Source organism: Ruegeria sp. G10 (assembly GCF_056533645.1).
Map to the genome: position 1 here is coordinate 257,400 of NZ_JBQFOQ010000001.1, position 21,869 is coordinate 279,268.

The 21,869-nt window shown below is 61.1% G+C and carries 19 protein-coding genes; 6 read left to right on the top strand and 13 right to left on the bottom strand.

The window, feature by feature from the left end:
- Positions 1–54 precede the first annotated feature (54 nt).
- Positions 55–1,068, top strand: coding sequence for a hypothetical protein (locus ACR0KM_RS01230; RefSeq protein ID WP_480857082.1), 1,014 nt, complete (start codon positions 55–57; stop codon positions 1,066–1,068).
- A gap of 3 nt (positions 1,069–1,071) precedes the next feature.
- Here ACR0KM_RS01230 and upp read toward each other — a convergent pair whose 3' ends face one another.
- The 7 genes from upp to ACR0KM_RS01265 all read right to left on the bottom strand — a co-directional run bounded on the left by upp (position 1,072) and on the right by ACR0KM_RS01265 (position 7,456).
- Positions 1,072–1,704: a uracil phosphoribosyltransferase gene (gene upp, locus ACR0KM_RS01235; RefSeq protein WP_480819495.1), complete on the bottom strand. Its 633-nt coding sequence runs from the start codon at positions 1,702–1,704 to the stop codon at positions 1,072–1,074.
- Positions 1,701–2,687, bottom strand: a complete 987-nt coding sequence (locus ACR0KM_RS01240; RefSeq protein WP_480857080.1) for an adenosine deaminase — start codon at positions 2,685–2,687, stop codon at positions 1,701–1,703. The genes upp and ACR0KM_RS01240 overlap by 4 nt, the downstream gene beginning before the upstream one ends.
- Positions 2,684–3,895, bottom strand: a complete 1,212-nt coding sequence (locus tag ACR0KM_RS01245) for a phosphopentomutase (RefSeq protein ID WP_480857079.1) — start codon at positions 3,893–3,895, stop codon at positions 2,684–2,686. Before ACR0KM_RS01245 ends, ACR0KM_RS01240 begins: the two co-directional genes overlap by 4 nt.
- Complete coding sequence (locus ACR0KM_RS01250; protein WP_480857077.1) at positions 3,892–5,199, bottom strand: thymidine phosphorylase; 1,308 nt, start codon at positions 5,197–5,199, stop codon at positions 3,892–3,894. The genes ACR0KM_RS01245 and ACR0KM_RS01250 overlap by 4 nt, the downstream gene beginning before the upstream one ends.
- Positions 5,200–5,592 (bottom strand): cytidine deaminase, encoded by a 393-nt coding sequence (locus ACR0KM_RS01255; protein ID WP_480819491.1) that lies wholly within the window; start codon positions 5,590–5,592, stop codon positions 5,200–5,202. It abuts the gene before it with no gap.
- Positions 5,593–5,691: 99 nt separating this feature from the next.
- The gene (locus tag ACR0KM_RS01260) at positions 5,692–6,789 is read right to left on the bottom strand and encodes a cupin domain-containing protein (RefSeq protein ID WP_480857075.1); all 1,098 of its coding nucleotides are present in this window, start codon (positions 6,787–6,789) and stop codon (positions 5,692–5,694) included.
- Complete coding sequence (locus ACR0KM_RS01265; RefSeq protein ID WP_480857073.1) at positions 6,758–7,456, bottom strand: hypothetical protein; 699 nt, start codon at positions 7,454–7,456, stop codon at positions 6,758–6,760. The genes ACR0KM_RS01260 and ACR0KM_RS01265 overlap by 32 nt, the downstream gene beginning before the upstream one ends.
- 175 nt (positions 7,457–7,631) lie before the next feature.
- On the opposite strand from ACR0KM_RS01265, the gene ACR0KM_RS01270 reads away from it, so the two are divergent.
- From ACR0KM_RS01270 to ACR0KM_RS01280, 3 genes are all read left to right on the top strand, one after another.
- Entirely contained in the window at positions 7,632–9,905 is a 2,274-nt protein-coding gene (locus tag ACR0KM_RS01270; RefSeq protein ID WP_480857072.1) for an NADP-dependent malic enzyme, read from the top strand.
- A 284-nt stretch (positions 9,906–10,189) separates the two neighbouring features.
- A complete protein-coding gene (gene prpE / locus ACR0KM_RS01275; RefSeq protein ID WP_480857071.1) occupies positions 10,190–12,079 on the top strand; it encodes a propionate-CoA ligase PrpE in 1,890 nt (629 codons plus the stop codon).
- Between the two features lie 169 nt (positions 12,080–12,248).
- Complete coding sequence (locus tag ACR0KM_RS01280) at positions 12,249–13,688, top strand: amidase family protein (protein WP_480857069.1); 1,440 nt, start codon at positions 12,249–12,251, stop codon at positions 13,686–13,688.
- Between the two features lie 251 nt (positions 13,689–13,939).
- Here ACR0KM_RS01280 and ACR0KM_RS01285 read toward each other — a convergent pair whose 3' ends face one another.
- Positions 13,940–14,701 carry an NAD kinase gene (locus ACR0KM_RS01285; protein ID WP_480819486.1) on the bottom strand — a complete coding sequence of 254 codons (762 nt, stop codon included), beginning with the start codon at positions 14,699–14,701 and terminating at the stop codon, positions 13,940–13,942.
- A 168-nt stretch (positions 14,702–14,869) separates the two neighbouring features.
- Between ACR0KM_RS01285 and glyA the strand changes: the two genes are divergently transcribed.
- Positions 14,870–16,165: a serine hydroxymethyltransferase gene (gene glyA, locus ACR0KM_RS01290; RefSeq protein WP_480857067.1), complete on the top strand. Its 1,296-nt coding sequence runs from the start codon at positions 14,870–14,872 to the stop codon at positions 16,163–16,165.
- 65 nt (positions 16,166–16,230) lie between these two features.
- Here the strand turns inward: glyA and ACR0KM_RS01295 are convergent, their stop codons facing one another.
- Positions 16,231–16,605, bottom strand: coding sequence for a hypothetical protein (locus ACR0KM_RS01295; protein WP_480528565.1), 375 nt, complete (start codon positions 16,603–16,605; stop codon positions 16,231–16,233).
- Positions 16,606–16,652: 47 nt separating this feature from the next.
- Here ACR0KM_RS01295 and ACR0KM_RS01300 point away from each other — a divergent pair, with 47 nt between their 5' ends.
- Complete coding sequence (locus tag ACR0KM_RS01300; protein WP_480857065.1) at positions 16,653–17,453, top strand: alpha/beta fold hydrolase; 801 nt, start codon at positions 16,653–16,655, stop codon at positions 17,451–17,453.
- Here the strand turns inward: ACR0KM_RS01300 and ACR0KM_RS01305 are convergent, their stop codons facing one another.
- The 4 genes from ACR0KM_RS01305 to ACR0KM_RS01320 form a co-directional block, all read right to left on the bottom strand.
- On the bottom strand, positions 17,454–17,639 hold the full coding sequence (locus ACR0KM_RS01305) for a hypothetical protein (RefSeq protein WP_480528563.1): 186 nt from the start codon (positions 17,637–17,639) through the stop codon (positions 17,454–17,456).
- 85 nt (positions 17,640–17,724) lie between these two features.
- Positions 17,725–18,117, bottom strand: a complete 393-nt coding sequence (locus ACR0KM_RS01310) for a rhodanese-like domain-containing protein (RefSeq protein ID WP_480857064.1) — start codon at positions 18,115–18,117, stop codon at positions 17,725–17,727.
- Between the two features lie 87 nt (positions 18,118–18,204).
- Positions 18,205–19,548 carry an HlyD family type I secretion periplasmic adaptor subunit gene (locus ACR0KM_RS01315; RefSeq protein WP_480857062.1) on the bottom strand — a complete coding sequence of 448 codons (1,344 nt, stop codon included), beginning with the start codon at positions 19,546–19,548 and terminating at the stop codon, positions 18,205–18,207.
- A gap of 3 nt (positions 19,549–19,551) precedes the next feature.
- Complete coding sequence (locus ACR0KM_RS01320; protein ID WP_480857060.1) at positions 19,552–21,861, bottom strand: type I secretion system permease/ATPase; 2,310 nt, start codon at positions 21,859–21,861, stop codon at positions 19,552–19,554.
- Positions 21,862–21,869 lie beyond the last annotated feature (8 nt).

Consider the following 21,869-nt stretch of genomic DNA (forward strand, 5'->3'; position numbering starts at 1 on the left):
TGGTTTTCAACATGCTAGACTCGGGACAAAATAATACTCGAGCAGCCTTACCCGATGACCGCACTCAAACAGTACCAGCGGATCGAAGCCACCGGTCTGTGGCGCCCCACGCCCGACGAGCAGCGGCGCGAGGTCGTGGTGTCCATTGGCGAGGCCACACTGACCATCTCGGATTTCAACGACCGGGCGCTGACTCATTGGTCGCTGGCCGCGCTGGAGCGGCAAAACCCCGGAGCCTATCCGGCGATCTTCCACCCGGATGGCGACCCGGGCGAGACTTTGGAACTGCCCGAGACCGAGACCACGATGATCGAGGCCATCGACCGCCTGCAACGCGCCATCGACCGCGCGCGACCGCATCCCGGTCGGCTGCGCTGGCTCAGTGTCGCAGGTGTAGTATTGGCGGTTGTTGCCTTGCTGCTGTTCTGGCTGCCCGGCGCATTGCAGCGCCACGTAGTCTCCGTGGTGCCCGAGATCAAACGGCAGGAGATCGGTAATGCGATTCTGCACCGGATCGAACGTGTTTCAGGCAAAGCCTGCACCTCACCCGACGCACAGGACTCGCTGGATCGACTGGCGCGCCGGACGGGAGTCCGGCAGATCGTGATCCTGCCCGCTGGGGTGCCGGACAGCCTCAGCCTGCCGGGCGGGACGGTTCTGTTGAACCGGGCTCTGGTTGAGGATCACGAGGACCCCGCCGTTGCCGCAGGCTATGTGATTGCAGCACGCGCGCGCGCGGGGCAACAAGACCCGCTGGATGAGCTGTTGGACCGCACCGGCCCCACGACAGCCTTCCGGTTGCTGACCACGGGTGAGCTGACCCCCGAAATCGTGGACGCCTATACCGAACAGGTGCTGTCAGAGCCGCGCCCGACGATCACCGACAACGACCTTCTGGCCGTGTTCGCACAGGCTGCCCTGCCCTCGACGCCATACGCCTATGCCCGCGATATCACTGGCGAGACCGTTCTGGGCCTGATCGAGGCCGACCCCATGGCGGGGCGTAGTCTGGAACAGGTCCTGCCGGACCGCGACTGGGTCCGGCTGCAGAATATCTGCGGGCAATAGGGTTTATTTGGTACCGAACATGCGATCTCCGGCATCGCCGAGGCCGGGCATGATATACCCCTTCGAATTCAGCTCACGGTCCAGCGCCGCCGTGACGATATGCACATCCGGATGCGCCTCTTTCATGCGCGCAACCCCTTCGGGCGAGGCCAGCAGGCACAGGAACCGGATATCGGTGGCGCCCGCCTCTTTCAGCAGATCAATCGCGGCGGCCGAACTGTTACCGGTCGCCAGCATCGGATCAACGGCGATGACCAGCCGATCCTTCAGCCCCTCGGGGGCCTTGAAGTAATACTGCACCGGCTCCAGCGTCTTTTCATCGCGGTAAAGCCCGACAAAACCCACACGAGCCGAGGGGATCAATTCCAGCACCCCGTCCAGCATTCCGTTCCCGGCCCGCAGGATCGAGACCAGCGCCAGTTTCTTGCCCGCCAGAATCGGTGCATCCATCTCCTCCATCGGGGTTTCGATATGGCGGGTGGTCAGCGGCATCTCACGCGTGACCTCATAGGCCAGCAGCAGCGTAATCTCACGCAAAAGCTGCCGGAACGCGGCGGTCGAGGTGCCCTTGTCCCGCATGAGCGTCAGTTTGTGCTGCACCAGCGGGTGGTCGACGACGGTCAGATGTTCGCTCATGAGTTCTCCAGTCTTTTCTTGACCCGCGCGCGGGTGTCTTCATCACAGAATGCCGCGTTCAGGGCGTTCTGGTTCAATTCGGCAAAATCTTCAGCCTCCCAGCCGAAGGCTGCAGCCAACATCTCATATTCGCGGCGCATTGTGGTGTGGAAAAACGGCGGGTCATCGGTTGAGACCGTGACCTTTACGCCCGCGTCGCGCAGCTTGGCAATCGGATGGGCGGCGAAGTCGGGAAACAGACCCAGCACCACGTTCGAACCCGGACAAACCTCAAGCGTTACATCCCTATCGATGACTTCGCGGATCAGATCGGGGTCTTCAATGGCGCGCACGCCGTGCCCGACCCGTTCGACCCCCAGATCACGAATGGCATCCCGCACACTGTCCGGCCCACCGAATTCTCCGGCATGGGTGGTAAGGCGCAATCCGGCCTCGCGGGCACAATCAAAGGCCCATGCGAAATCGCCTTGCGTATGGACGCCTTCGTTGCCGCCCATGCCAAAGCCGGTGATCCAGTCTCCAGCCGTCTCAGCCGCGCAAAAGGCGCTGCGCTTGGCCTGCTCGGGACCGAAATGGCGTACGCAGGTCACTACCCCGCGCAGGGTGATGTTGAACTTGCGCTCGGCCTCGTCCGCAGCGTCCTGAATTGCGGTCAGATAGTCGCGCCACGCGTGCAGATCGCCACCACCGCAGAAGTCGGGGCTGAGAAAGGTCTCGGTATAGACCACGCCATTCGACGCGCTTTCTTCGAGGATCGCCAGCGTCAGGCGGCGGAAATCTTCGGGCGACTTCAGCACTTCGCAGGCCGCCTCATAGACACTGAGGAAGTGAGCGAAGTCACGGAAGTCGTAGGAGCCATCGGGCTTGAAAATGCCGCTGAGATCCACCTTCTTTTCATGCGCCAACTGACGGATAAAAGCGGGCGGGGCTGCGCCTTCATGATGCAGATGCAGTTCGATCTTGGGCAGGTCGGAAACGGTCATAGAAAGCTCCGCCCCGGTCCTTGCGACGGAATGTTCAGATGGTGAGCGATACTGGCCGCGACATCAGCAAAGTTGATCTGGCCGATCTCGCCCGCACCCTGCCCGGCCACTAGCACAGGCACCTGTTCGCGCGTGTGATCGGTCCCGGTCCAACTGGGATCATTGCCGTGATCTGCGGTCAGCAGCATCAGGTCTCCGGGGCGCAGGTTTTGCAGGATCACCCCGATCTCACGGTCGAACCATTCCAGCGCACGGGCATAGCCGCTGATATCTCGGCGGTGGCCATAGAGACTGTCGAACTCCACGAAATTGGCGAAGGTCAGGCTGCCCTCTTCGGCCTCGTCCACCAGATCAGACAGGTGCCGCATCAGGTCCGCATCCGAACCTTTGCGCAGTGTATCAATCCCCTGCATCGAGAAGATGTCACCGATCTTACCCACCGCATGAACGCGGTGGCCAGCGCCCTGCGCCCAGTTCGTCAGCACCGACGCGGGCGGCAGGATGGCGAAATCCTTGCGGTTGGTGGTGCGGGTGAACCCATCCTCAGGCGATCCCACGAAGGGCCGCGCAATCACGCGACCCACTTTCATCTCATGCAATTGCGGGGCAAGCGTCCGGCACATATCCAACAACCGGTCGAGGCCAAAGCTTTCCTCATGCGCGGCAATCTGGAACACGCTGTCGGCAGAGGTATAGCAGATCGGCCAGCCGGTGCGCATGTGCTCGGCCCCTAGCTCCGCAATAATGGCAGTGCCCGACGCGTGGCAATCGCCAAGGATACCGTCAGTTCCTGCAGCCTCGGCAGCGGCACGGCTTAGATCAGGGGGGAATGCGGGCTTGGTGTCTGGGAAATAGTGCCAGTCCCACGGCACAGGCAAACCCGCCAGTTCCCAATGGCCCGACGGCGTGTCCTTGCCCGGTGAATACTCCCGCGCGCAGCCCCAGAGACCCGTTGGCGTGGCGCTCAACCCCGGCGTTTCGGCGCCCGAGGCCAGCCGCACCGCCGCCCCCAGACCCAGCACATCGAGATTGGGCAGATGCAAAGGGCCCGAGCGCCCATCCTCGGCGCGTCCCTCAGCGCAGGCCTGCGCGATATGGGCCACTGTGTTCGCGCCGGTATCTGGCGCAGTTCCATTGAAGAACTGATCGGCATCCGGCGCGCCCCCGATGCCCACCGAATCCATCACTACAAGGAAAGCGCGGCTCATGCGCTGATCCTTTCATGCACATGCGGCGGCTGGTCCGCGGGCGTATCGCTGATCGTCACGGCGTTCAGCACCGCCTGAGACGCCTGCCGCGCCGCGTCTTCGCGCGCGGCATGGACCACGGCCAGCGGTGCGCCTTTCTGAACCGTCTCGCCCAACCGTAAGATGCCAGACAATCCGACCGCCGGGTCAATCTCATCGCTTTCGACCTGACGCCCGCCGCCCAGCGCAACCACGGCAAGGCCCAGCGCCTCGCCATCGATGGCCGAGATATAACCATCGTGTGGCGCGGGCACTTCCTGAATCACGTTGGCCTCGGGCAGGAACCGCGCCCATGTGTCGACGAAATGCACCGGGCCTCCAACGGCGGCCATCATGCGACCAAACCGTTCAGCGGCACGGCCATCGCGGATTACTTCGGCGATCTGCGCCGTGCCCTCTTCGACCGAGGCGCACATCCCCGCGTCCGCCATCAAAACACCGCCCAGTTCGGCAGAGATATGGGCCAGAGGCGAATCCTGCCCGCTGGTCAAGACCTGCATCACCTCGGCCACTTCCAGCGCATTGCCCAGCGCCGGGGCCAGCGGCTGGTTCATATCGGTGATCACCGCCGAGGTCTTGCACCCCGCCGCATTCGCCGTCTCGGTCAGCGCCTGCGCCAGCCTGCGCGCATCGTCGAGCGTTTTCATGAACGCGCCGCTGCCCACCTTGACGTCCAGCACCAGCGCGTCTGGGCTGGCGGCCAGTTTCTTGGACAGGATCGACGCCGTAATCAGATCGAGGCTTTCCACCGTCGCCGTCACATCGCGTATCGCATAGAGCCGTTTATCCGCAGGCGCGATCTGGCCGGTGGCCCCCACAATCGCCGCGCCTGTGTCTTTCAGAACCTGTGCCAGACGGCTTTGACCAATCTGGGTTGTGACCCCGGGAATAGCCTCAAGCTTATCCAAAGTGCCTCCGGTATGACCCAGCCCGCGCCCCGAGATCATCGGCACATAGGCCCCGCATTCGGCCAGCGCAGGAGCCAGAACAAGGCTGACGCAATCCCCGACACCCCCGGTCGAATGCTTGTCGATCACCGGGCCGTCCAGATCCCAGCGCAGCACCTCACCACTGTCGCGCATCGCACGGGTCAGATCGGCCCGCCCCTGCGCACCCAGCCCGCCCATGCAGACCGCCATGGCAAAAGCCCCCGCCTGCGCATCGCTGACGCCCCCATCCGCGAGGCCTTGCGCGAACCAGTGCAGTTCCTCGCCCGAGGGCACCTCAGACCGGCGCAGCTTGGCAATGATCGAGCGGGCGTCCATTCAGTTGCCTTCCATATGCGAGGCCCCAAAGGCACCGGGCAGCAGATCAGTAATAGTGGTGCGGGTTTCAACGCCGTCGACGGTTGCCATCGTAACCACAACATCGCCTTTGCCGAATTCGGCCAGTTTCTGGCGGCAGCCGCCACAGGGCGGTACCGGCTGCGGGCTGCCGGCGACCACGTAGACCTCGGTCAATTCTGTTTCACCCGCGGCGACCATTGCGGCGATAGCCCCGGCCTCGGCGCATGTGCCTTCGGGATAGGCGACGTTCTCGACATTGCACCCGACATACGTCTGGCCCGAGCCAGACCGGATCGCGGCCCCAACCTTGAAATTGGAATAAGGCGCATGGGCGTTTTCCCGAACGGCGCGCGCGGCATCTTTCAGAGACATGGGCGATTCCCGATTTTTTGATCACTTGGTCAGAATACCGCACCCTAAAGGAAATCGCCCGGTGATTTGAAGCCCCCGGGCGCGGTTATCCACAGGCTTCTAGCCCAGCGTGGTGTTGAAGGTGCCGGGCAGCGTGACCTCAAGCAGTTCGATGTCATCCGAAGGGTCAGACAACCGGGTCCGCATACCCGGTGGAATTACAAACGCATCGCCCTGTTCCAGCCGGAATGGGTCGCGCCGCTCGCCCTCCAACGTCACCTCGCCGTTCATCACAAAGGTGAAGTGAATATCCGTATCATGGCTGGCCCATTCCGGGTCGCCCTGCCCCCGGCGCACAACCTGCACCCCGGCGACGCCTTTGGTGTTCTCGGCAATCGTCGTGTCGCGGCAGATGTAACCCGGCAAGCGGAAGGGAACCCATTCGGCATCCTTGGCCTGATTGTAAACAAACCGTTGCCCCTGCCATTCGCGATCCGGGCGATAATGCGGGGTGGGCAGTTCCATCTGGTGGTCGATCTCGGTCACATGCTCGGCAGGCACTCCGATCTCGATCACCTGCACATTGTCCGAAGCCTCCAGCACCCGGTGGCGGATTTCGGGCGGCTGGATAAAGCAGTCGCCGGCGGTCAGGCGCATCTTCTCACCCTGATCCTCATAAACCACATCGACCCAGCCATGAATGCAGAAGATCAACTGAAACCCGACCTTGTGGAAATGCACCATATCCGGCACCGGGCCACCATCCGGGATGCGGATATGGCTGGCAATGATTGAGCCGCCCAGACGGTCCGGCACCAGATCGCGATAATGCATCCCTGCGCGCCCGATGATCCACGGGGCCTGATCCTTGAGACGGCGCACCACGAAGGAATGCACCGTCTCGGGCATCACCATTGGCGGGTTCAGCTCCTCGATCTCGACCCGCGTGCCATTCGGCGCAACAAGGCTGCGCTGACCATCGGCAAACCCATCCGGGTCCTCGGTCAGAATGCGCAGGGTCCCTGCGGTCTCGGGCGCGTCCTTTTCGATCCGCAGCCGCAACCCATGCCCTGAAAACACAGCTATGCGTGGGTCGTCGGCGGGATAGATCATATCCATCCGCATCCCCAGAACCTTGGTATAAAATGGAATATCGTCGCGCAGTTCCTGTGTCGGCAGGCGAATCTCAGCGCGTGTCTGGCTTTCGGTCGAGGTCATTTGGCATCTCTTTGGTCTTCGATCTCGGCCATCCGATCAGAACAGCCGCCAAAATACCAACCGAAAAGTACATCTCAAGCGTTTCTTCCAGAACAAACAGACGCGTCGCCATCAAAGACGAAACGCCGACATCAAGAAAACCGCTGACCTCTTCCAGAAGCTGCGCCACAACGGCGGCCGCTCCGGCCAGAACAAACACCAGCAGGAACAGAGTCCGCTGTTTCAGCGCCCGCCAAGCAGAAGGAATGCCGTGCCAGAGGGCCCCACCGATTATGACCAGCCCCAGCAAAACCCGCACCGCCGTTATATCTAGCAGTACGTCCAGACCGTGCAGCAGCGCAAAGGGCAGGCTGCCCTCGGCATAGACGTCCGCCTCAAGCTCGCGTTCGGCCAACAGCAGGCAGACCAGCCCGATATAGGCGCGGCTGATCCCCCGGTACCTGACCAGCGCAACCAGCCCTGCCGTAAACAGGGCCGCTGCTGAAAGCGTCTCGATCAGACCGCCTTCCTGATTGAAGATCGCGGCTTGCTGTGGCCAGATCAGGATCACGCACAACAACAGGCCGCCGGCAAACAGCGCCAAGCGCGCAAACAGCCGCCCCGCTCTGTTCGAAGCAACAGGATCAGCATCCACCAACGGGGGGTAGAGATCGTCTTTGTAGCTCATGTTCTTGGTCCTGCCGCCTGCAAAACTTGAAGTGTCTGGCGAATTGGCTGAATGTAAAAGTTTTACGACAAAGCGCAAGGAACGTCTGCGTGATGACTTAGGCTGACGCAGCGTAGCCAAGCCGAAAAAAATAGTTTAACGATCAAACAAATTCTGGAACGGAGTTCGAACGCCGATGTCTGACACACCCAGCCTGCGGCAGGCCGCCCTTGACTATCATGCCCATCCAAAACCGGGAAAGCTTGAGATCAAAGCCACCAAGCCGATGGCGAATGGTCGCGACCTTGCCCGCGCCTACTCTCCCGGCGTTGCCGAAGCCAGCCTTGAGATCAAGGCCGATGCGGCCAATGCCGAGAAATACACGGCGCGCGGCAACCTTGTTGCTGTGGTGTCCAACGGCACGGCAGTCCTGGGGCTGGGCAATATCGGCGCGCTGGCCTCGAAACCTGTGATGGAAGGCAAAGCGGTTCTGTTCAAGAAATTCGCCGGGATCGATTGTTTCGACATCGAAGTGGATCAGCCTGACCCCGAGAAACTGGCTGATATCGTCTGCGCGCTGGAACCGACTTTCGGCGCAATCAACCTTGAAGACATCAAGGCCCCGGATTGTTTCATCGTGGAAAAGCTGTGCCGAGAGCGGATGAATATCCCGGTCTTCCACGATGACCAGCATGGCACCGCGATCGTCGTCGGTGCAGCGGCCAAGAATGCCTTGCATGTCGCGGGCAAGAAGTTCGAAGACATCAAGATCGTCTCGACCGGTGGCGGCGCGGCGGGGATCGCCTGCCTCAGCATGCTCGTCAAACTGGGCGTGAAACGAGAGAACATCTGGCTGTGCGACATTCATGGACTGGTCTACGAGGGCCGCGCCGAGGATATGAACCCGCACAAGGACCAGTTTGCGCAAAAAACAGATCTGCGCACACTGGATGATGTGATCGGCGGGGCGGACCTGTTTCTGGGACTTAGCGGGCCCAATGTTCTCAAGCCGGAAATGGTGGCGAAAATGGCGAAAACGCCGATAATCTTCGCCTTGGCCAACCCGACCCCGGAAATCCTGCCGCAAGCCGCGCGCGAGGTTGCACCGGATGCGATCATAGCAACGGGCCGCAGCGACTTCCCCAATCAGGTGAACAACGTCCTGTGTTTCCCTTTCATCTTCCGGGGCGCGCTGGACGTGGGTGCGACCGAGATCAATGACGCCATGCAGATCGCATGTGTCGACGGCATCGCCGAGATGGCGCGCGCGACCACAAGCGCCGAAGCCGCCGCCGCCTACAAGGGTGAGCAACTGACTTTTGGTCCCGACTACCTGATCCCCAAACCCTTTGACCCGCGTCTTGTCGGCGTTGTGTCGTCATCCGTCGCTAAGGCAGCAATGGAAAGTGGCGTTGCCAAACGCCCGATCGACGATCTTGAAGCCTATAAAGAGCGCCTGAATCAGACTGTCTTCAAGTCTGCTCTGCTGATGCGGCCGGTGTTCGAAGCTGCTGCCGCCGCGTCACGCCGGATCGTTTTTGCCGAGGGCGAGGACGAACGCGTCCTGCGTGCCGCTCAGGCCATTCTGGAAGAGACCACGGAAACGCCGATCCTGATCGGGCGACCCGACGTGATTAACGCACGATGCGAAAGACTGGGGCTGACGGTGCGTCCGGGACAGGATGTCCAGATCGTGAACCCTCAGGACGACCCGCGATACTATGACTACTGGAACTCGTACCACCAGATTATGCAGCGCCGGGGTGTAACACCCGACCTTGCAAAGGCCATCATGCGGACGAACAATACCGCTATCGCTGCGATCATGGTGCATCGCGGTGAGGCCGACAGCATGATCTGCGGCACGTTTGGCGAATATCGCTGGCATCTTAACTATGTTGAGCAGGTGCTCGATGGTGGCAACCTGCGCCCGCACGGGGCGCTGTCGCTGATGATCCTCGAAGACGGCCCGTTGTTCATCGCCGATACCCATGTGCGCCAGTTGCCCTCACCAGCAGAGCTGGCCGAGTCCACGATCGGCGCCGCGCGGCACGTCCGGCGTTTCGGACTGGAGCCCAAGATCGCCTTCTGTTCACAGTCGCAGTTTGGCAATCAGGCCGAAGGCTCGGGCAAACGGCTGCGCGAGGCGCTGAAAATTCTCGACTCAGAACCACGCGATTTCACCTATGAGGGTGAAATGAACCTGGATGTCGCGCTGGACCCTGAGTTACGCGCGCGTATCTTCCCGAACTCGCGTCTGCAGGGCGCAGCCAACGTTCTGATTTTCGCCCACGCAGACGCAGCCAGCGGCGTCCGCAACATCCTCAAGATGAAGGCCGACGGGCTTGAGGTTGGACCGATTCTGATGGGGATGGGCAACAAGGCCCATATCGTGACGCCCTCGATCACGGCGCGCGGACTGCTGAACATGGCTGCAATCGCCGGGACGCCCGTGGCTCACTACGGCTGAGCACGAATCTGACATATCGTGGGTCACACCGGGTTCCCAAAAAGAACACCCGGTGTGATTCTGAACGCTCACAGTTTTTTGCACCAGAAAATTTGCAACTTTGCAAAATTCGGCTCTGAGCGCGGTTTTGGCGTGCTCCGGCGGTGTATTTGCAAAAATTTGCAGCCAGACTGACAGAAATCTGCAAATATTTTGCGATAAACTGACGCGCCGTCAGTCGCATTGCTTGTCGCACGACCACCGGACACCTTACACATCATCCGAGGATTTTGGAGGAGAGCACGATGGCGTATCAGGACGTTTACGAAAGCTGGAAAAACGACCCCGAGGCGTTCTGGATGGACGCCGCCAAAGGGATCGACTGGGTCCAGCCCCCCAGCAAAGCCCTGTTTGACGACAATGCGCCTTTGTACGAATGGTTCAGCGATGCCAAGGTGAACACCTGCTGGAACGCGGTTGACCGGCATGTCGAGAATGGCCGGGGTGAGCAAACCGCGATCATCTATGACAGCCCGATCACGCATACCAAGCGGGAAATCTCTTATGTCGAGCTACGCAACCGGGTCGCTAATCTGGCTGGTGCGCTGCGGGCGAAGGGGATCGAGAAAGGCGATCGGGTCATCATCTATATGCCGATGATCCCCGAAGCGCTTGAGGCGATGCTGGCCTGCGCCCGCCTGGGCGCAGTGCATTCGGTTGTATTTGGCGGTTTTGCCAGCAACGAGCTGGCTGTGCGTATCGACGACGCCAAGCCCAAGGCGATCATCGCAGCCTCGTGCGGGATGGAGCCGGGTCGCGTCGTGCATTACAAACCCCTGCTTGACGGGGCCATCGACCTTGCGAGCCACAAACCCGAATTCTGCGTGATCTTCCAGCGCGAACAAGAGGTCGCGCAGCTGATCGAGGGGCGCGACGTAAACTGGCACGGGTTCCAATACGGGACCGAACCCGCAGATTGTGTGCCCGTCAGCGGTAATGATCCGGCCTATATTCTTTATACATCGGGAACCACTGGCGCACCCAAGGGCGTGGTGCGACCGACGGCCGGGCATCTGGTGGCGCTGAACTGGTCGATGAAAAACATCTACAATGTCGACCCCGGCGATGTCTTCTGGGCCGCCTCGGATGTGGGCTGGGTCGTAGGGCATTCCTACATCTGCTACGCCCCGCTGATCCACGGCAATGCAACCATCGTGTTCGAGGGCAAGCCTGTTGGCACGCCCGATGCGGGCACGTTCTGGCGCGTGATCTCGGAACATAAGGTCAAAAGCTTCTTCACGGCGCCTACCGCCATCCGTGCCGTCAAGCGCGAGGACCCCAAGGCCGCGATGATGGCGAAATACGACCTGTCCTGCCTGAACGCTCTGTTCCTTGCGGGCGAGCGCGCCGATCCCGACACCATTGTCTGGGCGCAGGAGGCGCTGCAGGTTCCGGTCATCGACCATTGGTGGCAGACCGAGACCGGATGGGCGATCGCCGGGAACCCGCTTGGGATTGAAGAGTTGCCGGTAAAGCTGGGATCACCGGCGAAACCGATGCCGGGTTATGACGTCCAGATTCTGGACGAAGGCGGACATCCGATGAAACCCGGAGAGCTGGGGGCAATTGCGGTGAAGCTGCCGCTGCCTCCGGGCACGTTACCGACGTTGTGGAACGCAGGGGATCGGTTCAAGAAGTCTTATCTGGAGCACTTCCCGGGCTACTACGAGACCGGCGATGCGGGGATGATTGATGAGGACGGGTACCTTTACATCATGGCGCGCACCGATGACGTGATCAACGTCGCGGGCCACCGTCTGTCGACCGGGGGCATGGAAGAGGTTCTGGCCGCCCACCCTGACGTCGCCGAATGTGCCGTAATCGGGGTGTCAGACCAGCTGAAGGGGCAGATGCCGGTCGGCTTCCTGTGCCTGAATGCAGGATCGGACCGGGATCATGATGATGTGGTAAGCGATGTCGTCAAGATGGTGCGGGACAAGATCGGCCCTGTCGCGGCCTTTAAGAAAGCTGTGGTTGTGGATCGGCTGCCCAAGACGCGCTCGGGTAAGATTCTGCGTGGGACCATGGTCTCGATCGCTGATGGCAAAGAGTATAAGATGCCTGCCACGATTGACGATCCAGCTATTCTGGATGAAATCACCTCGGCCCTACAGACCATTGGGTATGCACAATAAATCATGCGGTGCGCCTTGCGGCGCGCCCGATTTGCGCTGACGCGCGTTGTGCGAGGCTCTGCCTCGCGCTCCGGGATATTTATGGCCAGATGAAGGGCGGGTCCGTTTTTGGATTGTCACTCTTGCTATTGGGGTCGCTCCGCCGCAGGTTGAGGCCGGGAGGACGGGCATGGCACATGGTGATATCTGGCGGCTGAGTGCTGCGGAGTTGGTGGACCAGACGCGGGCGGGGGATCTGAGCGCCGAGGACACAGTTCAGGCCGCGTTGGAGCGGATGCATCAGGTAAACCCCGCGCTGAATGCGGTGGTCGAAGATCTTGGCGTTGAGGCGTTGGAGCGTGCGCGGAGTCTTGATAAGGCGCGTGCAGGCGGTGCTGCGGTCGGACCGTTGCATGGTGTTCCGGTTACGATCAAGGTCAACGTCGATCAGAAAGGGCATGCCACGACGAACGGGGTTGTTGCATTGAAGGACGCGATTGCGCCGGATGATGCGCCTGTGGTTTCGAACCTTCAGAAGGCCGGTGCCATTGTGATCGGGCGGACGAATACGCCTGAGTTTTCCTTTCGGGCCGACACGGATAATCCGCTTTACGGGCGCACGCACAACCCTTGGGGGCAGCATATCTCGGCGGGTGGATCCTCGGGCGGGGCTGGGGCGGCTGTTATGGCCGGAATTGGCGCGCTGGGGCATGGCAATGACATCGGGGGCAGCCTGCGGTTTCCCGCGGCAGCCAATGGTGCCGTTACGGTAAAACCCGGTTTGGGGCGCGTGCCTGCGTGGAACCCGAGCCAGAAGGCCGAGCGAGGACTGCTGGCCCAGTCCATGTCGGTGCAGGGGTTGATCACGCGGTCGGCGGCGGATTTGCACCTTTCGATGCCCGCATTGATCGCGCCGGATGCGCGCGATCCCTTCCATGTTCCAATGCCGTGGCGCGGTGCCACTCTGGATGCACCGATCAAGGTTGCCTTTACCAAGAACACATTCGGGTATGAGCTGCACCCTGAGGTGGACAAGGCGCTGGATACAGCGCGCGCTGCGCTGGTCGAAGCCGGGTATCTGGTGACCGAAATTGATCCGCCCGATGTGTTCGAATGCGGGCGCCTGGGCTATCGCGCGCTGATGGGCGAAGTGCTGACCCTGATGCAGGGCGATATCGAGGCAGCGGGCTCGCAGACCATCCGTGAGATTTTCGAGGTCTATTTTCAGGAATTCCCACCGATTGTCGGCACTGAACTGATTCAGGCTCTGGCCCAGCGCAGCCATTATGCGCGGGCCTGGTCGTTGTTTCTGCAGGAGTACCCGCTGGTCCTGTCGCCGTTTCTGCCGCAGCCCTTCTTTCGGCCAGACCGGGATACCGAAGGGGCCGAGGGTGTGCATGAGGTGCTGGGCTGTGCGGTTTATTCCTATGCGATGAACTTTCTTGGCCTGCCCGCCGCCAGCGTGCCGGCACGGTTGGCCGAGTTGGCGACCGGGCCGCAGCCGATCAACGTCCAGATCACCGCCAACCGTTGGCGCGAGGACATGGCGGTTGATGCCGCCGCCGCCATCGAGGCGCGGGTTGGCCAGATGGCTCCGGTTCTTTGGGACAGGATGGATGCAGGCGCATAGCAAAAAATTGACCCCGGGTTTTTGTGCCCGGGGTCCGCATGATAAAATATGCCCAGAAACCTGATGACGAGCGTAGCACCACCCACCCTCGCCAGCGCGTAAAATGCGCAATCATTTCGAAAACACCTTTAGATGGCCACTCACTTCCACCTTGGTGTGATCTCCGGGTAAGACAACATTAACAAACGATAAAGGCCGCGCCTGTGAACTGGTTCACATAAAAGATGCGAATTGGACGAACGCATCCAAATTTATGTGAATTGTTCGGAAATGAGGCGTTCTTCCAGGCCATGCCCAGGGTCGAAGAGGATTCGATGTTGTACGCTGGGGTCCGAACGGATCTCGACCCAGTCGATATCGGGGAAGGACACCGAATCGGCGGCTGCGATAACCGGACGCTTGTCGGCCTCGATCACTTCGAATCGCACCCGCGCCATCTTGGGCAGCAACGCCCCGCGCCAGCGCCGGGGGCGGAACGCCGCGATGGGTGTCAGCGCCAGGACATCGGCACCGATGGGCACAATGGGGCCGTGGGCCGAGTAATTATAGGCCGTCGAGCCCGCAGGCGTCGACAACAGCGCCCCGTCGCAGACGAGCTCGGCCATGCGCACACGGCCATCGACGCTGATCCTGAGGCGGGCGGCTTGCGGGCCCGCCCGTAGCAGTGAGACCTCGTTGATCGCGAGGGCCTCATGCTGTGTACCGGACTGGTCCATCGCAGTCATGCTGAGGGGGTTGATCACCTCTTCCTCGGCCTCGGCAAGGCGCGCCATCAGATCGGTTTCAGCGTATTCGTTCATCAGAAAGCCGATAGTGCCACGATTCATGCCATAGACCGGCGTATCGAGGTGCTGAATCCCGTGCAGCGTATGCAACATGAACCCGTCACCGCCCAGTGCCACCACCACATCCGCGTCCCTTGGGGCCGCATTGCCATAGCGTGCCACCAACGCGTCGCGGGCGGATTGCGCTACCTTGGCGTCGCTGGCCAGAAAGGCGATTCTTTTGCTCATGATCTGCGGTTTCCAGTGCTGCACATTTGGTTCCGAAACAAACATACCTTTCCGCATTAGGCCAGAGTTGACGCCATAGCAGGCCAATTCGTCGCTTTATAGCCTTTCTCGGCTGATCAGTTTCCGATAGGAAATCCGCCAGATAAACCCCAGCCCTGTGGAGCCACTATGAACGCCAACCTTCGTGATACCGGTTTCTTCACCCAGTCCCTTGCTGATCGTGACCCCGAGCTGTTCGGCTCGATCACATCCGAGCTGGGCCGTCAGCGCGACGAGATCGAGCTGATCGCATCCGAGAACATCGTCTCTGCCGCCGTGATGGAGGCGCAGGGCTCGGTCATGACCAACAAATATGCCGAGGGCTATCCGGGTCGCCGCTACTATGGCGGTTGCCAGTTCGTCGACATCGCCGAGAACCTGGCCATTGACCGCGCGAAAGAGCTGTTTGGCTGTGGCTTTGCCAACGTGCAGCCGAACTCGGGCTCTCAGGCGAACCAAGGCGTGTTTCAGGCGCTGATCCAACCCGGCGACACCATTCTGGGCATGAGCCTCGACGCAGGTGGTCACCTGACCCACGGCGCGCGTCCGAACCAGTCGGGCAAGTGGTTCAACGCAGTGCAATACGGCGTGCGCCAGCAGGACAACATGCTGGACTATGATCAGGTTGAGGCGCTGGCGAAAGAGCATAACCCCAAGCTGATCATCGCAGGTGGCTCGGCCATCCCGCGCCAGATCGATTTTGCTCGTATGCGCGAGATTGCCGATATGGTTGGTGCCTATCTGCACGTGGACATGGCGCACTTTGCCGGTCTGGTTGCGGCAGGCGAGCATCCCTCGCCCTTCCCGCACGCGCATGTGGCCACCACCACCACGCACAAGACCCTGCGCGGCCCGCGCGGCGGCATGATCCTGACCAACGACGAAGATATCGCCAAGAAAGTGAACTCGGCCATCTTCCCCGGCATTCAGGGCGGCCCGCTGATGCACGTCATCGCAGGCAAGGCCGTTGCCTTTGGCGAGGCTCTGCGTCCCGAATTCAAGAGCTATATCCAGCAGGTTATCACCAATGCGCAGGCGCTGTCGGATCAGCTGATCAAAGGCGGTCTGGACACCGTGACCCACGGCACCGACACCCACGTGGTGCTGGTTGACCTGCGCCCCAAAGGCGTCAAGGGCAACGCGACCGAGAAAGCCTTGGGCCGCGCGCATATCACCTGCAACAAGAACGGCGTGCCGTTTGACCCTGAGAAGCCGACCATCACCAGCGGTATCCGTCTGGGCTCGCCCGCAGGAACCACCCGTGGCTTTGGCGAGACCGAGTTCCGCCAGATCGCGGACTGGATCATCGAGGTTGTAGACGGTCTGGCCGCCAACGGCGAAGACGGCAACGCCGAGGTCGAGGCGAAGGTGAAGGCCGAAGTCGCCGAGCTGTGCGCGCGCTTCCCGATCTATCCGAACCTGTGATCCGTCTCAGGTCGTGAAACAGAAAACGGCGCCTCAAGGGGCGCCGTTTTTCTTTTGGGTTTGGCTCAAATATAGCCGCGCCAGCGCAAGACGATGACCGCCAGCGCTGCCAGCGCGATCAGCCCCAAAGCCAGCGAACCCAGAAAGCTCAGGAACCAGCCCAGGCGTCTGTCGGCCAGATTGATCCCGTTCAGATGGGTCTGAACCTCGTCAGACGCTTTCTCAAGCTTCGGCATATCCAGAACCATCCGCAGCTTTGGGTGTTCGGCCATCTGCTCGGCCCGGGCCAGCACCATGGCCTGTTTATAGACCTTGCGCGGTAAGCGCCGCTTGGCGCGCTTGACCGAGGCGATCAGTGTTTTGTCCTTCACCCCAAGCTTTTTGCGCAGCAACCGGATGGTCTGCGAAATCTGCGTCTGGATATCGATTTCCTGCGTCATCTGCGCCTCCTGACGGGGTAATCTAGCCCTCTGCCGCGCAGGCGACAATGGGGCTGGTTGTTCCGCCCGGCGACGCGTATCACAGGGATATGCTGAATACGATCATCCATGGCGACCCGACCGACCACCCGCCCCTGCTGATTGCCCATGGCCTTTACGGCTCGGCCCGGAACTGGGGCGTCATCGCGCGGCGGCTGTCTGACGAAAGACAGGTGATCGCGGTCGACATGCGCAACCATGCCTACAGCTTCTGGAACGATCAGCATGGCTATCCGCAATTGGCGCAGGATCTGGCCGAAGTCATCGGCAGCGTTGGAGGCTTGGCGGACGTGGTGGGCCATTCCATGGGCGGCAAAGCCTCGATGGTGCTGGCGCTGGAACATGGTGATCTGGTGCGCAAACTTGTCGTCGCGGATATCGCGCCGGTCACCTATGGCCACAGCCAGATGCCGTTCATCGAGGCGATGCGGGCGGTGGATATGTCCAGCGTCCAGCGCCGATCGGACGCAGAGGCGCAACTGGCCGATCTGGGCGTCGAAAAATCGCTGCAGAGCTTTTTCACGCAGTCGTTGGATGTTGAAGGCGGGCGCTGGCGGCTGAATCTAGACGTTCTGGCTAGCGAGATGCCCAAGATCATGGGGTTTCCCAAGGTTTCAGGCCATTGGGACGGCCCTACGCTGTTTCTGTCCGGTGCCGCGTCAGACTATGTCCTGACCGAACACCGCGACCAGATACGCGCCCTTTTCCCCTCGGCCCGATTCGCGAAAATCCCCGGCGCGGGGCATTGGCTGCACGCCGAGAAACCCCGTGAATTCGAAGCTGCTGTCAGAACCTTCCTGAACGCCTGATCACGCCCCTTGGTAGAGCCGCTTGGCCACCAGCCATGACGCAGGTGCGGCGACAACCGCCCCTGCAATAGCGGCGTAGATAATGGCCATCGCGCTAACCATCCCTGCCGCCAGAACGGCGATCACAGCGGTTCCGGCAAGGGCGGTGGCGATCAGAGAATAAAGCATAGCTGCAAGGCGTATCATGGCCGGTTGTCCTGTTTGGTCACACTCGGCGATCACATTACAGGAATCGCATATAACTCGCTTTGACCTGTGTCAGATCAAACTCTTACATCCCCGGATCAACCGGTTCGACGGTATCACCGCCGCCGTTTACCCAATCCGAAAATCCGCCCATGTTGTAGACCTGCTGATAGCCCATGTCCTTCAGCAGCTTTCCGGCAAGCGCCGCCCGGCCACCTGACGCGCAGTGCAGTACAATGACGCGATCCTTGCGCAATTCCGGGTCATAGGATTGCAGGTCAAGGTCGGCCCGGAATTCCAGCATACCGCGCGGGATGTGATGCGACCCCACAGCCCGGCCTGTCTTTTCCAGCTCGGGCGTGTCCCGGATATCCAGCAGCAGCGCCCCCTGCGCCAGAAGCTCCTGCGCCCTGCCCGCGTCAATACGTTCGACCACGGCATTGGCGGCCTCCATCATCTCTTTGACTGTCAAAGCCATCCGCGCACCCTCCTGCAGATTGAATCTGCAGAAGGGTAACATGCGAAATTTGGAAGATGTAGCAGTTAACGTATGCGGTCCGTCACATTAATGTTCCCGGAACGCGCGCGACATGCTGTCGACCACAGGCTTGGCGATGTAGGCCGCGAATGTGCGCTCTTCGGTCTGGATCATGATCTCGGCAGGCATGCCGGGTGTGGGCACGAAACCCCGCACGCGGCTCATCTCGTCCGTGGTCAGTGAGATACGTGCCAGATAGACCTCTTGCGGCATACCGGCGGAATCCTCGACCAGCGAGTCCGCCGAGACATAGAACACCTCACCTTCAAGCACCGGGGTCGTGCGCTGGTTCAGCGCCACCAGACGTACCGTTGCAATCTGACCGGTCACGACGCTGTCGATCTCGGTGCGCGGGATTTGTGCCTCGATGATCAGCGGCGCATCGGCGGGCAGGATCTCGGCGATTTGCTCACCGGTTTCGATCACACCACCCGGCGTGTGGTGATGCAAGCGCACGACCGTGCCCGTCACCGGGGCACGGACAACCGCACGCGCCAGCACGCTGCGCGCCTGCCGCGCCTTCTCGCGCACGGATTCCAGATCGGCCTCAATCACGCCCAGCTCATCCAGCGCGGCCTCGCGATAGGCCGAGCGGGTGCGCAGGATTTGCTCTTCATACTTCAGCAGCATCTGATTGACCTCGGCGGTTTCGGCATGCAGACGCGCCAGTTGCCCCTCTGCTTCGGCTTGCACCCGGCGGATGGTGTTCAAATCGCCTTTGCGCACCAAACCCTTCTCGAACAGCGCGTGTTTCGTGTCATATTCCTCCTGCAGGATGTCCGAGCGGCGCTGCATGCTTGTCAGCTGCGCCTCGAACCCGGTGGCGCGGATCTTCAACGCCTCCATGTTCCGCTGCAGCAATGCGATGTCGTTCAACAACGTCTTGCGTGAAACATTGAAGCTGAGCTTCTGGTTATCCAGAATGGTCATGACCTCGACATCGTCCGAGGCCTCAATCAGGTCGGGCGAGAACACCAGATCCTCTTGCTCGCTGTGCTCGGCCAGAAGGCGTTCGGTCATGGCTTGCAGGCGGATTTTGCGGATAAACAATTCCCGCTCATTCGCCGCGGCAGAGGTCTGATCAAGCGTCATCATGATCTGACCTGCCTCAACCGCCTCGCCTTCGGCGACCAGAATATTCTCAATGATCCCGCCCTCAAGGTGCTGCACGATCTTGTTGCGTCCCGTGGCGACAAAGCTGCCCTGCGCGATGACCGCCGCCGCCAGCGGCGCGCGGAAAGACCAGACGCCAAAACCACCGAAACAGACCACGAGCATGATCATACCGATGACGATGAACTTGGTGATCGATCGCGGAACCTCGGCGTACCAGAGGCCCGGATCATCTTTGCGGACTACCAGCTCATTCATGATCTATCCCCCGTTGCCCTGAATTTCAGGTGGCTGCTGCCGCGAGTTGTTCAGCTGCTGCAGAACCTGTTCGCGCTGACCAAAGAGCGCCACGCGCCCGTCGGTCAGCAGCATGATCTTGTCGACCACGCTCAGCAGCGTTGGCTTTTGCGTGATGACAACGACAGTGATCTTGCTTTCCTTGGCCTGCTCAATCGCCCGGGCCAGCGCCTTATCGCCCGCCACATCAAGGTTCGAGTTCGGCTCGTCCAGAACCACCAGCCGCGGGTTGCCAAAGAAAGCGCGCGCCAAAGCGATGCGCTGTTTCTGGCCGCCCGACAGGGGTGAGCCGTCTGCGGCCACGACCGTCTCGTACCCCTGCGGCAGGGTCGCGATCATGTTGTGGACATCGGCCAGCACGGCCGCGTCGTGGATTTGTTCGTCGGTCGCATCCGCGCGCATCCGGCCGATATTGTCCTTGATCGTACCAGGGAACAGTTGCACGTCCTGCGGCAGATACCCGATGCTTTCGCCAAACTGGCGCGGGTCCCAGTTGCGGATGTCCATCAGGTCCAGCCGCACGCTACCCGAGGTCGGCAGGATCGAGCCCACCAGCGTTTTGCCCAGCGTCGTCTTGCCCGCACCGGAATTACCGATGATGGCCAGCGTCTCACCGGGGTTCAGGGCAAAGGTGATCCCGTTCAGAACCACGCGCTTGGTGCCGCCCGGCACGTACAGCAGGCGCTCGACATCCAGACGACCTTCGGGGCGCGGAAGGCGCAGTTTCTCGTATTGCAGGGCAGAATTCGACAATAACGCCTTGATCCGGCCAAAAGCCCCACGGGTCAGCAGGAAGGTGTTCCAGCCTTCGATCGAGCCTTCGATCGGAGCAAAAGCACGACCCGCAATGATCGAAGCCGCGATGACCATGCCACCCGTGATCTCTCCCTGCAGCGCCAGATAGGCACCCCAACCCAGAATGCCGATCTGGGTCAGCAGACGCACGGCGCGAGAGATGGCGGCGAAGATCACGTTGCGATCCTGCGCCTTGACCTGCCATGTCAGCGATTGTGCGGTATCACGGCCCCAGATGCGCACCGCCTCGGGGATCATAGCCAGCGCGTTGATGATCTGGCTGTTGCGCGACATTGAATCCAGATGCTGGTTGGCAAGCGACTGGGCCTGATTGGCCTTGGCAAAGGGTTTTGCGGTGAGTTTCTGGTTCACCAGCGCGATCACCATCAGGATCAGCGCAGTGGTCACAACGATCATGCCCAACTGCGGATGCACCAGAAAGATCATCAGGATGAACAGCGGTGCAAAAGGCACATCAAGGAAGGAAATCAGCGTGCCCGAGACCAGAAAGCCCCGCACCTGCTGCAAATCGCCCAGCGTCTGATACTCGCGCCCGTTACCATGCAGCGAGGCATGGGCCGCCGCGCTCAGAACCGGGGCACCCAGACGGGCCGCTACCTCGACCGCCGTACGCATCAGCATAAACCGGCGCACGGCGTCAAATGCAGCCTGAAAAATCACCGCGCCCGCAACAATTGCGGTCAGCATGATCAGCGTATCAAGCGAGCGGCTGGTCAGCACCCGGTCACTGATCTGGAACAGATAGATCGGGATCGCCAGGATCAGGATGTTGGTGGCGCAGGTCAGCACCAGCACAAAGGCCAGATTGCGCCAGATCGCGCGCAGCGAGGTGCGCAGCGTTTTCTGGAAATCTTCGGGCGGAGTGCGTTTGTGAAAGGTTTGGGGTGGCCCCTTGCCGTCGCCGCCGCCCGTCCCCGAGCGCATCAACGGTTCGTTCGCCTTTGCCTCGATCGTGGTACCCATGCGGTCTTTGCCGTCCGCAGGCGCAGAGGGGGTCATACGCGCTGTCGAATGATCGGCTGTCTCACGATCCGGGGTCTCTGGCTTGGCCACCCCAGTATCGCCGCCCGCCGGATCCGGATCTTGCGCGGGCTGCGACGGCGCGCGCTGAAGGGGAGAGCCAGCGCGCGCTTGTGACGTAGTATCTGACTGCTGCGCATGCCTCGGCCCGGTTTTGTCCGGCTCTTGTGATTTTTGGGGCACCGCATCCTCAGGTACCCGGTCTGATGGGGAGTCCAGCGTTTCCACGCCCTCTTCGATGGCGAGTGCAGAAGCGGGTTGGGAGTTGGACAAAAGCATCTCCTTGGTCAGGCGAAAACGGGCTTCTGCCCCCAACGCATCAGCCTTAGCGGGCACCTTGGCCCGCTTGCTGTCATCCAGTGGCGCCTGGCCTCCGCCTCCGTGCCGGTCCAAAGGGCTGGCAAAACGGGTCCGGCGCGACGAAAAAACGATCGACATATATAAAA